Source organism: Streptomyces sp. LUP47B (genome assembly GCF_001746295.1).
Classification (GTDB): domain Bacteria; phylum Actinomycetota; class Actinomycetes; order Streptomycetales; family Streptomycetaceae; genus Streptomyces.
This window is the reverse complement of sequence record NZ_MJAH01000007.1, coordinates 244,714-259,338: the sequence shown is the minus strand read 5'-3', so window position 1 is coordinate 259,338 and position 14,625 is coordinate 244,714. Positions and strand designations below refer to the sequence as shown.

The 14,625-nt window shown below is 69.7% G+C and carries 14 protein-coding genes; 5 read left to right on the top strand and 9 right to left on the bottom strand.

Translation table 11 applies throughout. The annotated features are described in order from the left end of the window. Positions 1-35: 35 nt before the first annotated feature. Positions 36-1,244 (bottom strand): MFS transporter, encoded by a 1,209-nt coding sequence (locus BFN33_RS23535; RefSeq protein ID WP_069762093.1) that lies wholly within the window; start codon positions 1,242-1,244, stop codon positions 36-38. A gap of 98 nt (positions 1,245-1,342) precedes the next feature. Here BFN33_RS23535 and BFN33_RS23530 point away from each other — a divergent pair, with 98 nt between their 5' ends. Both BFN33_RS23530 and BFN33_RS23525 read left to right on the top strand, forming a co-directional pair. Further along, positions 1,343-1,897 (top strand): TetR family transcriptional regulator, encoded by a 555-nt coding sequence (locus BFN33_RS23530; protein WP_069762092.1) that lies wholly within the window; start codon positions 1,343-1,345, stop codon positions 1,895-1,897. Positions 1,898-2,118: 221 nt separating this feature from the next. Further along, positions 2,119-2,775: a hypothetical protein gene (locus BFN33_RS23525; protein WP_069762091.1), complete on the top strand. Its 657-nt coding sequence runs from the start codon at positions 2,119-2,121 to the stop codon at positions 2,773-2,775. 469 nt (positions 2,776-3,244) lie between these two features. On the opposite strand, the gene BFN33_RS23520 is transcribed toward BFN33_RS23525, so the two are convergent. After that, positions 3,245-3,820: a hypothetical protein gene (locus BFN33_RS23520; protein WP_141757991.1), complete on the bottom strand. Its 576-nt coding sequence runs from the start codon at positions 3,818-3,820 to the stop codon at positions 3,245-3,247. Further along, positions 3,817-4,842 carry a DUF4232 domain-containing protein gene (locus BFN33_RS23515; RefSeq protein WP_069762089.1) on the bottom strand — a complete coding sequence of 342 codons (1,026 nt, stop codon included), beginning with the start codon at positions 4,840-4,842 and terminating at the stop codon, positions 3,817-3,819. The genes BFN33_RS23520 and BFN33_RS23515 overlap by 4 nt, the downstream gene beginning before the upstream one ends. A 209-nt stretch (positions 4,843-5,051) precedes the next feature. Between BFN33_RS23515 and BFN33_RS23510 the strand changes: the two genes are divergently transcribed. Next, on the top strand, positions 5,052-5,651 hold the full coding sequence (locus BFN33_RS23510) for a hypothetical protein (RefSeq protein ID WP_069762088.1): 600 nt from the start codon (positions 5,052-5,054) through the stop codon (positions 5,649-5,651). 108 nt (positions 5,652-5,759) lie between these two features. Here the strand turns inward: BFN33_RS23510 and BFN33_RS23505 are convergent, their stop codons facing one another. Further along, positions 5,760-6,410, bottom strand: coding sequence for a peroxiredoxin-like family protein (locus tag BFN33_RS23505; RefSeq protein WP_069762087.1), 651 nt, complete (start codon positions 6,408-6,410; stop codon positions 5,760-5,762). A gap of 270 nt (positions 6,411-6,680) precedes the next feature. Here BFN33_RS23505 and BFN33_RS23500 point away from each other — a divergent pair, with 270 nt between their 5' ends. Both BFN33_RS23500 and BFN33_RS23495 read left to right on the top strand, forming a co-directional pair. Next, positions 6,681-7,286: a TetR/AcrR family transcriptional regulator gene (locus BFN33_RS23500; RefSeq protein ID WP_069762086.1), complete on the top strand. Its 606-nt coding sequence runs from the start codon at positions 6,681-6,683 to the stop codon at positions 7,284-7,286. 275 nt (positions 7,287-7,561) lie between these two features. Then, a complete protein-coding gene (locus tag BFN33_RS23495) occupies positions 7,562-8,131 on the top strand; it encodes a hypothetical protein (RefSeq protein ID WP_079140975.1) in 570 nt (189 codons plus the stop codon). Here the strand turns inward: BFN33_RS23495 and BFN33_RS23490 are convergent. The 5 genes from BFN33_RS23490 to BFN33_RS23470 all read right to left on the bottom strand — a co-directional run bounded on the left by BFN33_RS23490 (position 8,113) and on the right by BFN33_RS23470 (position 14,541). Then, complete coding sequence (locus BFN33_RS23490; protein WP_069762085.1) at positions 8,113-8,697, bottom strand: YrhB domain-containing protein; 585 nt, start codon at positions 8,695-8,697, stop codon at positions 8,113-8,115. The two genes, BFN33_RS23495 and BFN33_RS23490, sit on opposite strands and share 19 nt — an antisense overlap. 187 nt (positions 8,698-8,884) lie before the next feature. Next, entirely contained in the window at positions 8,885-9,982 is a 1,098-nt protein-coding gene (locus tag BFN33_RS23485) for an ABC transporter permease (RefSeq protein WP_069762084.1), read from the bottom strand. Further along, positions 9,979-11,517 carry a sugar ABC transporter ATP-binding protein gene (locus tag BFN33_RS23480; protein ID WP_069762272.1) on the bottom strand — a complete coding sequence of 513 codons (1,539 nt, stop codon included), beginning with the start codon at positions 11,515-11,517 and terminating at the stop codon, positions 9,979-9,981. The genes BFN33_RS23485 and BFN33_RS23480 overlap by 4 nt, the downstream gene beginning before the upstream one ends. Before the next feature lie 5 nt (positions 11,518-11,522). Beyond that, positions 11,523-13,175, bottom strand: a complete 1,653-nt coding sequence (locus BFN33_RS23475) for a GMC family oxidoreductase (RefSeq protein WP_069762083.1) — start codon at positions 13,173-13,175, stop codon at positions 11,523-11,525. Positions 13,176-13,392: 217 nt separating this feature from the next. Further along, the gene (locus BFN33_RS23470; RefSeq protein WP_069762082.1) at positions 13,393-14,541 is read right to left on the bottom strand and encodes a substrate-binding domain-containing protein; all 1,149 of its coding nucleotides are present in this window, start codon (positions 14,539-14,541) and stop codon (positions 13,393-13,395) included. Between the last annotated feature and the right edge of the window lie 84 nt (positions 14,542-14,625).

The following is a 14,625-nucleotide window of genomic DNA, read 5'->3' as shown; positions in this document are numbered from 1 at the left end:
GGCGGTGTATCGCTTCGGCGCCTGATGGTGACTCGTCATCGAGGCAGGTCGGCCAACCGAGGCCGGGGCTCCGGGTCGCTGTGCTGCCCGCGGCGACCGGTCAGGTACGCGGTGAGGGCGAGGACCGCGGCAAGGGCGATGAGGGCGCAGACGGCACCCCAGCCCAGCTGGACGTAGGCGCGGGTGCCGAGCCAGGACCCGGCGCTGCCGCCGAGGAACGCGCAGGTCATGTAACCGGTGTTCAGACGGCTGCGGGCCTCGGGGCGCAGCGCGAAGATACGGGCCTGGTTGGCGACCTGACCGCACTGCACCGCCACGTCCAGCAGGAGCAGCCCGACCGCGAGTGCCACCAGCCCCACCACTCCGCCCAGCGAGCCGGCGGTGAGCACCGCCGCTGAGGCGAGGGCGGCCAGGATGCACCACAGGTTCACCCGGTCGGCACCGAGCCGGTCCACCCAGCGTCCGGCCGTGGGGGCGCAGAACATGCTGCCTGCCCCGATCAGGGCCAGCAGCCCCACGGCCTGGGTACCCATGCCGTAGCGGGATCCGGTGATGAGCAGAGCCAGCGCGGTCCAGGCCGCGCTGAACCCGCCGAACAGGGTGACCTGGAAGAGCACGGAGCGCCGTAGCTCCCGCTCGTCGCGCAGCATCCGCAGGGTGTCTGCGAGCAGGGTCGGGTAACGGTCGTGTACGGCCGGGGCGTTGCCCGGCAGGGCGAGGCCGAGGACCACGGCCAGCAGCCCGGTCAGCACGGCGGCGACGAGATACGGGGCGCGCCAGCCCAGGTGCTCTCCCAGCACGCCGCCGAAGGTGCGGGCCAGCAGGATGCCGCCGATCAGGCCCGCCTGAAGGGTGCCGATCACGCTGCCGCGCCGATCGGACTCGACCAGACCCGCGGCCATGGGCAGCAGGAGTTGCGGAACCACGGTGGCCACCCCCACCACGGCACCCGCCGTCAGGAGGAGGCCGGTGGCCGGGGCGAGACCGGCGACGAGGAGAGCGACACCGGTCGTCGCGAGCAGGCCGGTGATCAGCGGGCGACGGGGGAGGCGGTCGCCGAGGGGCACCAGCAGAAAGATCCCGACCGCGTATCCGAGCTGGGTCACTGTCGCCACGATCGCCGCCGTGGCCGGGGTGACGCCGAGACCGTCGGCGATGAGGGGGGTCAGGGCCTGCGGGAAGTAGACGTTCGCCACACCGACGCCGCAGGCCAGCGCCATCAGAAGAGGCAGCTTGCGGGACATCACTCATCTCCAACCGAACGAACTGGATGGTTCGGTTATCGAGCGTGGCACGCGTGCCTTGAATTCGTCAAACGAACCAGTTCGTTACCATCGGATGCATGGCATACGACTCCACGGCGACCAAAGAACGCATCCTCGCGGCGGCCACCACGGAGTTCGCCGCGCACGGAGTCGCCGGCGCCCGGGTGGACCGTATCGCCACCGCGGCCAAGGCCAACAAGCGTGCGATCTATGACTACTTCGGCGACAAGAGCAAGCTCTTCGCCGTCGTCGTCGAACGCACCCTGGCCGACCTCGCCGAAGCCGTCCCGCCCAGCGACGACCTGCCCGGCTACGCCGAGCGCCTCTTCGACTACCACCGCGCCCACCCCGAAGCCCTGCGCCTGGTGATGTGGGAGGCCTTGGAGATCGGCGACCAGCCCGTCCCGGCCGAAGAGGCCCGCACCCGCCACTACCAGGACAAGATCGACGCCGCCGAATCCGGCGGCCCGGGCGGCGACGCGCGGGCCCGCGTGTTCTTCACCCTCGCCCTGGCCGGATGGAGCATCGGCATGCCCCAGCTGCGGCGCATGGTCCTCGGCCCCGACCACAGCCTCGACGACCTCCGCGACGAGGTCGCCCGGTCGGTACGAGCCCTGTCAACGGGGGGATAGGCGCCCGCGCGGAACCGGCAACGGTGACGCAGCCACAGCGGGGGACAGGGCGCCATCAAGGGCGCTCCGGCAGGTGGCTCCTCCAAGAGCCGCCGTCGACCCCATCCCAGGACACAGCTACGTGCCGGACGACGAAGCCGGACCCCGCGCGGCGGCAGGACATCGGCATGGAGGAGCATCTGCTCAGCCACCGTGCCACCGTCTGCCTGTGAGGAACCGTCATGCGTTCTGCCCGCCATACCGCGCCGCCCATCCTGCTCATCAGCCTGCTGCTGGCAGGCTGTTCACCCGTCTCGCTCGGCACGTCGACGTCGTCCGGGACGCAGAGCCCGGTGACGGGAGCATCCGCCGGCTCTGGGCGGGCGATAGCGGTGGGGGCGGGCCCGCAGAAGCACTACACCGTGCAGAAGCAGCCGACCGCGGGCTCCTGCCATTACCGGTACCTCAAGGGAGAACCGCTGGAGGATCCGACGTGCACGCCGGGCGCGATATCCCCGGCGGTCACGCAGACGAACCTGGCCTCGACGATCTGCCGCAAGGGCGGCTACACCTCCGGGATACGCCCCTCCACGTACGTGACGGGCAAAGAGAAGAAGCTCAACGCCGCCTCCTACGGCTTCACCGGACGCATGGGAGATGCCGAGTACGACCACCTGATCAGCCTGCAGTTGGGCGGAGACCCCAACGACTACCGCAACCTGTGGGTGGAGCCGGCCGACCCCGGCCACAAGAAGGGCTCCGGCGTCAACAACGCCAAGGACCCGGTGGAGACGAAGCTGCACACCGCGGTCTGCAAGGGCACCGTCACCCTCGCCGCCGCACAGCAGGCGATCGTCACCGACTGGACCACGGCCCTGAGCACGCTGCGCATCGCCTGAAAGCGACTGGGACTTTGGATTCGGGGCCGCGCGGACAGTGGGCGCACGAAAGCCCCGGCTGGACGGGGGAGACCAGCCGGGGCCGTGTGCGGTGACGGGCGGAGGGCGGTCGCCTCTCGGCGAAAGGCTCCATGGGGCTTCAGCCGAACGATCGTCCCCATGGGCTATAGGTAGGGCCCGGGGACACTGTCCCCTCCACCAGCCACATATGAATGAACGGCCAACCAGCGCCGGTTGTTCCCCACCCCCGTCCCGCAGCCGCTGTGAGCTGCGGCACGCCCAGCAGTTCGCGGCCCTCGTCACGCAGCCCGGCGTTGGGAACCATGACTACAACGGTCCATGCCTTGGCGTCTCAGCACCGGGGCGCCGCGAAGTCGTGGGCGGCCGGCACAGGCCGTCGGTGTTCGGTGTCGGGTGCTCGCCGTGCCGGGGATACGACAGCCACGTCAATCGTCGGCCGTGACGCAGCTCATGGGGTTCCTCGAGTGGACTGAGTCAGACCGGAGCGGAACTGCCGCACGACCGTTCTCGGGTCCCGTACGGCCTGCCAAAGGCCCATCGACAGCAGCGCCAGGCTGATCGCGAAGCAGACCCAGAACACGAACTGGGCGCCGGTCGCGAGGTCGTGGGTGCTGCCGTCCTCGTAGCGGCAGTACGCCTGTGGAGGAAAGGCCCTCGAGACGCCGACGCCCCCGTAGTACATGGAGCACGGGTCCTCGCCGGGGTCCTTGATCGTGTCGTCCGCCGTGACGACCAGCAGCCAGGCCAGCGCCGTCACCGGAACCGTGACGAACACGGTCACCTTCGACCAGGTCGGCAGGCGAGGGTGGCCAAGCAGGCCGATCAGCGCGATCAATACGACCAAGTACCCCGCTGCGACGGCGACGGCGGTGAACCACCTCTCGAACACTTCCTCCAGAAGCCACACGACTCCGGCCACCGGTGGCGCGGTGAGCAGGACGACTTTGACCCCGGATGCCGTACGTGGGCGCGCGAACAGGTACACGGCAAGTGCGCACCCGATCAGGGTGAGGAGCGCGATCACGGACGCGCGGCGGCGGTGCTGGTGGCGGGGCCGGGTTCCCGGTGTGTCTCGTCCTTCCGCCACGGACCGACGCCGAGCTTTCCGGTTGTCCCGAGGTCGAGTTCCGGCATCACCATCACGGGATCGGCGGTGGGCGTGGCCCATACACGGACGTACGGCGCGTTCACCGCTGCACCGGCCTGGGCGGTGTTCCGCCAGGCCAGTTCGGCCAGCGCAGCCTCGCCCGGACGCAGGACGACCGGTTGCGGGCTGCCGTCCCCACCGAGACCGGTACTGATCTGATCGGTCCCCTGGAGGATCCGTACACCGTCCACGGTGTCGTGGTCCTCGTCCTCGAGCGTGAGCTTCGGGTATCCGTTGAGCCGAAGGGGCCCGGTGCCGCAGTTGACCAGGTGCAGGCCGACGGCGCGCAGCCCCATGGCCGCGTCGCCCTGGTCGGCGTAGAGGCGCATGCCCGACTTCGGGCACGTTCCCGAGGCGGACGATGCCTCGGATTGTGGAACGCTACGTACCTTCCTCACCTCTACGCCCGTCACCTCGGATGCGTTCCCGACCGGCTCCCCCACGGCGACGGTGCCCTTGACGGTCCGCCCGGGCGCGACCGCCTCGACGCTCTGTTCCGCGTTGTCGACCGGCCCTCCGGAGGCTGAGAGGAATCCGAAGGTCAGCGTGTATGTGGCGGTCTCCGCCTGGTGGTTGGTCAGCTCGAAGTCCGCGCTGTAGGCGACTCCCGCGCAGCCGCTGCCCGGGCCCCAGGCGTACAGCGCGGTGATCTTGACGCCGTCCTCGGCCGTACCTCCGGCGGAGGGCAGGGGCAGCGCGGTCGGTGTGCCGGAGGGACGAACGGACGGTTCTGAAGACGGCGGGCTGCCGTACCGGGAGACGTCCGACGGACACAGTGCCTCGGCCCGGACCGGGCCGCCGCCGGTACCCCCACCCGGCGAGGCGCTCTGGGAACCGCAGGCGGCGAGCAGCAGAGCAGCGGCGAGGACGGCGGGGGCTGTGCGGGAGACGGTGGACATCCGCCCACCACACCAGGGGGACACCGTCGTGGCTGTGGCGGAGGCCACACCTCCGGTCACAGCGGTGTCACAGATCACTCTGGAGCAGACCGCCTGCGCGGGGCTTCTTCCGCCGGGCCAGTGCACTCGCGAACCCGGAGTTCCACATACGGCTTCGCCGGTGTGGGCATGAATCAGCCAGGGCTGGTACCGGCACACGGGGGCGGCACATGCTCGACAGCGTCAGAAGCAACCAGAGACTGAGGCGGACCACCCAGGCATGGTTCTGGGAGGACATGTTCGACGCGGTGTCCGATTTCGTACGATCCCGCTCGGTGTGGGTGGTAGTGGGCAACGCGGGCACATTCCTCAGCGTCCTCGCCGGGTTGGTGTACTACTGGTCGCGCCCGCTCTCGTTCGCAGGCTGTGCCGTCATCCAACTCGCCTGCCTGGCCTGCCAGGCGGTCGCCATGATCCCGGTCGCGTGGCCGGGACGGGCGGCGACGCCGCGGGACGTCACCGGTTTCTCCGATCTCCACCAGGGCCTGACGGTGGCTACCGTCTGCGGTTCGTGGATCTTCGGTGTGTTTCCGGGCGCGGGACTGCTCATCGTCTTCGACGTGGACGTGAACAGCCCGCCGTGGGCTGCTGAGCTCTTCGCGGGGACAGCTCTCATGATGGCCTGTATAGCGAGCCTGATCACCGCGACGGCCGTCTCCGGCAGGGTGTGGACACAGCGCCGCGAAGCGGCCCGACCGCCGGGCGCGTCCGACTGGGAAGACGGCGGGGACAGCGCCGACGTGGACTGGGGCGGCTTCGACGGCGACTGAGCGGCGATGTCATTGGCGTCATGAGCCGGCGGGCTGACCAGGTCGCGGCCCGGCGCCGGGACAGGCGGAAGTCGGTGCTCCCGCCTTGGGTTGATCGCGCGGGTGGGCTCAGTTCAGTGCGGCGAGGGCGTCCAGGATGTCGGCCGGTTCGGCGCGGGTGGTGTAGTCGGCGTTGACGAAGGCCCAGCGGATCGCGCCGGTGCGGTCGATGACGTAGGTCGCGGGCAGCGGGAGGGTGCGCGGGTGGCCGCCGTTGACGCGCTGGAGGTCGAAGCCGAGCTTGTCGTAGACGGCGGCGAGGTCGTCGGGGAGGTCGAAGGCGAGGCCGTACTGCTTGGCGGTGTCGGAGCCGATGTCGCTGAGGACGTCGAAGGCGAGGTCGTGCTTCTCCGTGAGAGTGAGGGACTCGTCGGGGATCTGCGGGGAGACGGCCACCAGGCGGGCGCCGCGAGCGGTGATGGCGTCGTGGTGCTGTTGGAGGGAGCGCAGGGCGAGGTTGCAGTACGGGCACCAGGCGCCGCGGTAGAAGCTCAGGACGACAGGGCCGTCGGTGAGCAGGTCGTCCAGGGCCAGGGTCAGCCCGGTCGCGGAGGGGAGGGTGAAGCGTGGGGCCTGCGCGCCGACGGTCAGGGCGCGGTGGGCCTGGCCGGAGCCGGCGAGTTCGTGGCCGGCCCGTTGCATGATCTCCCGGACTTCGGCGGGGATCTGCTGTTGGCGGGCTTCGTAGAAGGTGCGCAGTTCGGCGTTGAGGGTGGTCATGGTGCTGGTTCCTCCTGTTGGCAGCCGCGGCGGGGCCGCGTGGGCGATTGGGGCGGTGTCAATCTTGAAATGGTCGTTCCAAGATACGGGTATGTGTGGTCCAGCACCAGTCATATGTTGATGTGCCAGAGGCTGGTCGATGGGTGATGGTCCGTCAGGGCGGGAGGCTTCGTGGACGCGGCCTGCCCCGCTCTGCGCCTGTCGGCACTGTGGCGGGGTGCTGAACGGGGAGTATCTTGGAATCCTCATTTCAGGATGGTGGGGTGACACATGCCGGACATCAAGCACTTCGATCCCGACACCACGTTGGAGACCGTGGTGCGGCTGTTCTGGCAGCGTGGAGTGGCCTCGACCGGGATCCAGGACGTGGTGACCGCGACCGGGCTCAACCGTTCCAGCCTGTACGCCACGTTCGGCGGCAAGCAGGAGCTCTACCTCGCCGCGCTGCGCCGCTACCTGGAGCAGCGGTCCCAGCCGACGTTTCAGCGCCTGGCTGAGGACGAGCGGGGACTGCCCGCCGTCTCCGAGTTCTTCGCCGGCCTCATCGAGGCACGCTGCTCGGGCGAGTACGCCCGCTGGGGCTGCATGGTCTCCAACGCGCACGCCGGAGCCGAGAACAGCGACCCGGAGGTGCGCGCCGTCCTGGACCAGCACCACCAGGAACTGCGTGATGCGATGTACGCGGCGCTCGTCACCGCCGGGCGCCAGGCGCAGCTGTCCTCCGGCGCGGATCCCGGCGCCTCCGCGGACCTGCTGGCACTGCTTGCCTACGGCGTCAACCTGCGCTCACGCGCCGGCGCTGACGCCGTGACACTGCGCAAGACGGTGTCCGCCGCCCTGGACTCGATCGGAGTCCGGGCGGCGGCATCGACGTAGGTGGAACTGGCTCTCGGCCGGGGTTGGTTGCAGGTCAGTTGCCGGACCTTGGGCGGGGGCACCGCGAGCGTTGGCTGGACGGCGGGCTGCCGAACGGGAAGGACGTCAGGGCCTTGGTCCTCTGGACCCAGCAACGAGGTCTCGTCTCGTCCTTCTCATGGGATTGCAGATCACGCGAAGGACCGGCTACATCGGCAGAAGTCGGTGTCTCTCGTTCGTGAACCCCCGCATCATGGTCGTCGGTGGGTTCACTAGCGAGAGGACGAGTGCGGCGGGTGTCTGAAGACGAACGGGCGGCTTTGACCGAGCTGTGGCAGCAGCGTTGGCCCAGTTGCCCTCCGGTTGGGTACAAGCTCCGTGACCCGTGTCGGGATGTCTGGGTACGTTTTCACAGCCTGCCGGAGTCGAAGCGGTACGCGGAGGACGAGAGCGAGTACACCGTCGTCCTGGAGCGTTACAACACCGTCCTCGACGAGTTGTTCGCTGGTGCGGACGTGTATGTGATCACACCGCTCTGGACGACCGAAGCCGAGGTCCCGTCATCGCAAGCCGTCACCGGGTATTGGCAGAGCCTGTTGGTGGAGGACGACCCTGACCCTGAATTCCGCACGTACTGCCACCTCTTCGCCACCCGCCGGCCCTGGTGGCGTGGCTGCATCGACGAGCTGCTCCGAGACATCGCCGACGAAAAGGTGGCAGGAGCCCTTATCACCGACACCCGCATGCAGCGCATCCACTACCCCTACGACGGTGGCGCCGACGTCTTCCTCACCACGTCCGAGGAACGGGACCGGATGCGCGATCGGCATGCCGACTGGCTTTCCCGTCACCCCTCGGGTCTCTGACCCGCTCGGATCACCGCCCCGTTCCGAACAGTCTTCACCCCAAGTACCGGGTTGAGGGGCTCGACGAGTTCCTTGGCGGCAACGGCCACCAGGCGCGCGGGCGCATTGCCGTCCAGCAACGCGGTCACGTATTCGATGGCCTCCGAGGGCGAGAACATCGGCAGCCTCTGGCGCAGTGTCCGCACGGCGTGCATGCGTCCGCGCGCAGCGGCGACTCCACGCAGCGCATCGTGCAGGTCGTCTACCGCGGTGCGCACCGGCAGCCCACGCATCCGGGCCCGGTAGTCGGTCTCCCACTCTCCGGTTACCGCAGAGACGACGCCGATCTCGTGCAGTCCCCCGTCGACGCGGTCGACCAGGTACGGCCCGTTGCCGACCAGCATGTGCCCAGGGTTCCGAGTGCGTACGAACTCCTCGGACTGCCAGGAGACGATCCACACCAGCTCATGCTCCTCGACGTCGACCACAGCCATCCGCACCGCGTGCACACTCACAGCCCGCCACTGCTGATAGTCACGCTCCAGCTGTTCTTCGACAGCCCGAACGGCGGCTTCTCGCTCGATCACGCGAGCAGCATTCCGTACCGGACCCTCTGCCGACCAGTGAATTCGCACGGCCCAGCCCCACGTGCGAGGGGCTGACAGACCTCCCTGCTCAGGAATACGACAGCCGCGGGACAAGTGCGCTCGCTCCGCCCCCGCTACCGAAGGCCACCCCGCGACACCCGCCGCCCAGCCTCATCGCGGCGATGACTCAGACGGCCGCCTCCTTACGCGGTGCGCGGCGGCGGGTCAGGCGGGTGCGGAGGCCGAGTCGTCCGCCGGTGACGACCAGGGCGACGATCAGGACGAGACCGGTGAACAGGCTGGGGGCCCACTGGGCGGAGGTCGCGAGGCCGAGGCCCACCGTGCCGGTGCCCAGCAGGAGGACGGCGATGACCGTGCCCCAGGAGTTGAAGCGGCCCGCGCGCAGCTGGGTGGCGCCGACGAACGCGGCGGCGTACGACGACAGCAGATAGGGCGTACCGGCCTCGGGAGAGCCCGAGCCGATCTGCGAGGCGAAGACGACGCCCGCGCATCCGGCGATCGCCGAGGACGCGACGAGGGTGAGGAAGCGGAGGCGGTCGGTGGGTACGCCCTGCAGGCGTGCGGCGTCCGAGTTGAAGCCCGTCGCATACAGGCGGCGCCCGGTGGCCGTGTGCTCCAGGACGAACCACAGTGCGATAGCCACTATCAGCAGGTAAAGCACCGGGATCGTGAAGCCGCCCGCGCTCTTCTGCCCGATGCTCGCGAAGGGTTCGCGCAGGAGTTTGACGCCGGTGATCGACGTGCCGTCGGTGAACATCGTGATGAATGCCTGGATGAGCGAACCGGTCGCCAGTGTCGCGATGAACGAGTCGACCCGCAGCGTCACCACGACGATTCCGTTGATCACGCCGATCACCAGGGCGGTGCCCAGGGCGAGGGCGATCGCGCCCCCGGCGCCGATGTCCGTCGACACGATCACCTTGGCGGTGATGACTCCGGTCAGCGACATCGTGTAGGCGATCGACAGGTCGAAGACGCGCGCGGCCAGCGGCGGCACCACGCTCAACGCGACCAGGCCGGTCACCGCGTTGCTGTTCAGTACCTGTTGGAACGTCTGCCAGGTGGGGAACGTGTCCGGTGCCCAGAACGAGAACACCACGATGATCACGATCCACACGTAGACCGCGCCGATGTTCGTGAAGGACAGACCCGTGAGCGCACGGCGTCCCAGTGGGGGCCGTGTCAGGGGCGCGGAGGGTGGCGCCTCGGTCGGCTCACCGACGGACGGGCCGGTGCCGGTGGAGTCGGCGGCGGTGGTGCTCATTCTTCGGTTCCTTCCATGGCATGGACGAGCGTCGGCTCGGTGATGGCATCGCCGGCGATCTCCCGTACGACCCGGCCGTCGCGCAGGACAAGGACCCGGGTGCACAGGGCGAGCAGGTCGCCCACGTCGGACGAGGAGACGATGACGCCGAGCCCTTGGGCCGCCTGCTGCTTGATCAGGTCGTAGAGCTGGAGCCGGGTGGCGATGTCGACACCGGCCGTCGGTTCGCACAGCACCAGCACCTCGGGTTCGAGAGCCAGGCAGCGGGCCATGACGACCTTCTGCTGGTTGCCGCCGCTGAGTGTGGTGATGGGGGCGTCGCGGCCGGCGGTGCGGATCCCGACCCGGCCCACCCAGTCGTCGACGACCGAGGACTCCTGCCGGCCGTCGAGGATGCGCCGGCCAGTACGCAGCCGGGACAGCAGCGGCAGCGTGAGGTTCTCGGCGACGCTGAACTCGGCGATCACGCCGTGGGCGGCCCGGTCGCCGGGCACCAGGGGGATGCCGAGGCGGGCGGCGCGGGAGGCGTCGGACCACTCCGGTGACCGGGCGGGACAGCGCAACTGCCCTTGTACGTCACCGGGCCAGGCGCCGGTCACGAAGTACGGCAGTACGTCGTGACCGGAACCGGCGAGCCCGGTGATGCCGAGGAGTTCACCGCGGGCGAGGGAGAACCCGAGTCCCCGGAGCGGGCCGCCGGTCAACTCGCGGGCCTGCAGGGCATGTTCGCCGGACCGCGCGGCCGCCGGGACCTTGAGGCGCTCGGTGGAACGCTCCGTCGCCTCGCCGGCCATGAGGGAGGCGAGGCTCTGCGGCGTCAGCCCCCGCACAGGGCGGGTGGCGATGCGCCGGCCGCCCCGGATGACAGTCACCCGGTCCGCCACCTGGAAGATCTCGTCGAGGCGGTGCGACACGTACAGCACGCTCGCGCCGCCCCGGCGTACCTCCCGCACGATGTCCAGGAGCTTGCCGACCTCACCCGGCGGGAGCACGGCGGTCGGTTCGTCCAGGACCAGCAGGCCCTGGTCGGCCTCCCAGCCCTGGAGCGCGGCGGCGATGGCCACGACCGTGCGTTGCACGGGCGTGGCGTCCACCAGAGGGCGGTGCACGTCGATGTCCAGGCCGAACCGGTGGACGAGTTCCACGGTGCGGCGCTCCTGCTCGCGCCAGCGGATGTTGCCGAGGCGGCTGCGGGCGAAGCCCCGGCTGAGCGCCAGGTTGTCCATCGCGCTCAACTCGCCCACCAGGCCCAGTTCCTGATGGACGAAGCGCAGCCGGTCGTGGTCCGAGCCGAGGTCGAAGGGCTCGCCGTCCAGGCGGGCGTCGGCTCCCGCGTCGGCCTGGTGATAGCCGGCGAGGATCTTGATGAGGGTGGACTTGCCGGAGCCGTTGGGGCCGACCAGGGCGTGGATCTCGCCGTGCGCAATGTCCAGATCGACGTCCCGCAGCGCCTGGGTCCCGCCGAAACGTTTGGACAGTCCGGTGATGCTCAGCACCGGGCCGGCCGTCGTAACCGGTGTCACCGTGTCCGTCATCCCGATCACGACCCGCCCTGGACGGCCAGGCTCTCGACGCCGGTCGTCGGGTTCGTGCGACCTGTCATGAGGGCGGCGAGCCGTTCCGCGGCGGCGATGGTCGGCAGGTTGGTGTTGGCCCGCGGCACCTCGGGGAAGACCGAGGCGTCGGCGACCCACAGCCCGTCGACGCCGAGCACGCGGCCGGTCGGGTCGACCACCGCGCGCGGGTCGTCGGGCGCGCCCATGCGGCAGGTGCCGCAGATGTGGCCGGTGTCGCCGATCGTCTCCAGCAGCCACCGGTCGATGGCGCTGTCGTCCGCGAGCGCGTCGGTGCCCGTGCCGGCGAGGTCGACGGCGATGTGCTCGAAGGCGGCGTCGAACGAACCGGACCGGATCAGCTCCAGGCAGCGGTGGACGCCGTCCCGCATCCGTGTCAGGTCTCCTGGGTCGTTGAGCAGGTTCTGTTCGATGACGGGGTGGACGTCGGGGTCGGGTGAGGCCAGGCGCAGGGTGCCGCGGGAGAACTCCTGGTTGGCCCACAGGCACAGCAGTCCCGGACCGCCCGAGGCGTGGCCGCCGCCCGCACCGCCCCAGGTGCCGCGGGCCCCGTCGGCCACCAGGTGTGAGTCGTTCATGTCGGGCATGGCGAGGGTCTGGTTGATCGACACGATCATCATGTCGTTCTCACCCGCGCCCGCGAGATCGGACGAGTAGCGCAGACAGCAGTTGGTCTGCCGTTCGTCCAGGCCGGGCCGTGCCTCGGGGCGCTGGTGGAGCCAGAACAACGCCAGCGGGTGTTCCTGCATGCCCTCACCGACCGGCAGCGACGCCACCGGCCCGCCCGGCCCGATGCCGGAACGCAGGAGGATCGAGGGGGAGTGCACGGCCCCGGCGCAGAGCACGACCCGCGCGGCGCGGACCTGCGTCCAGGTGCCGTCCACGCGCACCCGCACACCCACCGCGCGACCGCCCTCGACGATCACCTGATCGACCGTCGCGTCACCCACGATCCGCAGGTTCGGCCGCTGCCGGGCGGGCTCCAGGTAGCCGTCGTTGGCGGTGACCCGAGCACCGTCGCGGGAGTTGATGCCGTAGGGCGAAACGCCGGTGCCCGTGGGCCCGTTGTGGTCGTCGCACCACGGGTGGCCGATGCCCAGGGCGGCTTCGGCGAGCGCGTGGTCGGCGGGGCCCCAGGCCTCGCGCCCGAGCCGCTGCACCGGGATCGGCCCGTCGGCGCCGTGGTGGGGGCGGTCGCCGAAGTCCGCGTCGCTCTCCATGCGCCGCAGGTAGGGCAGCATCTCCTCGTACGACCAGCCGGGACAGCCGTAGGACGCCCAGCGGTCGTAGTCGTCGGGCAGCGCACGGATGGCGATCATCCCGTTCACCGACGACGAGCCGCCGAGCCCCCGGCCGCGCACATGCGGACGGCGCTCTTGCGCGCTGCTGCGCCGCGACTGAAGACCGGGCCACTGAAACGGTGCGCACGCCGTCTCGTCCAGCGCCCGCCAGCCGTTCATGCTGCGCATCTGGGGCGGGGCATCGGCGGACCGCCAGTCCGGTCCGGCCTCCAGGAGTACGACCTGCTGGGCGGGGTCCTCGCTCAGCCGGGCGGCCAGCACGCATCCCGCGCTGCCACCGCCGACGACCACCCAGTCGGCCTCGAGCACGTTGCCCATCACGCGCCCACCTCCGTTCGCGGGCTCTGGGGGACGGTCACGGGATGAAGGGAACGGAAACGGGTGAGATCGAGTAGCTGTGCGGACATGCGGTGACTCCCATATGCGCCTCGTCGCGCGATCGGGTCGTGAACCAAGCTGAAGTAGCTTCAGTAATGCGAAGCGTCAGTGGTGCGGTGGCGGGCCGTGGCGGGGACGCCGGGAACGGACGTGGACGTCAGCTCTTGCCCCACAGCTTCTTGAACTGGGCCTGGTAGTCCTCGACGAGCGGGAACTGCGTCTTCGTCGAGATCAGGTTGTCCTTGTCGATGAGCATGAACGGCAGCTGGGCGTCCTGTGTCACCTGCATCGACTGGCCGGTGAAGTGCCGTGCCAGCCCGTCGGCCTGCGCCCACGCGTTCTCGATGTTGTTGAACGCGACGGCGGCCTGTGTCTGACCCGATTCGATGTACTGGTAGTTCGTGGACTCGCCGACGTTGACGATCGTGTGGACCTTGTTCTGCAGTCCGGCGGCCCGCAGCGCGGCCGGCACGCCCACGTTGAGCAGGGCGAGCGAGAAGACGATGTGGGTGACCTTGGGGTGGGCGCGGACGTAGGAGACCACGCGGTCCGGCATGTCCTTGCCGATGGCGGTGATCGGCACGTCGACCTTGTCGTAGCCGCAGCCGGCGCACCACTTCTCGTAGTCGCTGCGGAAGGTGTCGGCGACCGGCTTGAGGATGCCGTAGGTCGGCAGGTCGAAGTAGACGGTGTCGGCGTCGCCCTGGCTGTCGGAGGTCACCCAGGAGGCCATGATCTTGCCCTCGATGTCCACGACGTCGGGGCCGTCGATGAGCATGCTGATGCCGTCACCCGCGGTGTCGTCGGTGGAGGACTCGACGACGGGGACGTTCATGTCCTTGAGCTGCTTCAACTGCTTGGTGAACACGCTGCGCGGGAAGCCGGAGGCGATGACGGCGTCGGGCTTGTCGCGCACAGCCTGCGTCCAGGCGGCCTGGACCGACTGCGGGGTGCCCTGGGTGGGGATCTTGTTGACGCTCCAGCCGAGCACCTTGGCGGCCTCGGTGAAGTAGTTCGCCAGGTCCTGGCAGGACTGCACGCCGCAGAGGATGAAGTCGATCTTCTTGCCGGCCGGGACCGGCTTGCCCACCGGCTGCGTGATGCCGATGCTCGTGGGGCGCTTCGAGTACTGGGCGAGGACTTGCCCTGCCGCCTTGACGCCGGCGGGGTTGCCGCCGGCCGCCTTGGCCGAGGTGCCGGCGTCGGCGTTGCCGCCGCACGCCGCCAGGGCGAGGAGCGCGGCGGTGGTGAACAGGGCCGTTGTGGCGCGGGTGCGGCCCTTGGAGCTGGTTCTGCGACGACTCATGGCACTTCTCCTGTCGACCGGGCTACGGCTGACGCCGTGCCTCCATGTCGTGCAACCTGAGTTCAGTTCAGGTGAATGTAAGCG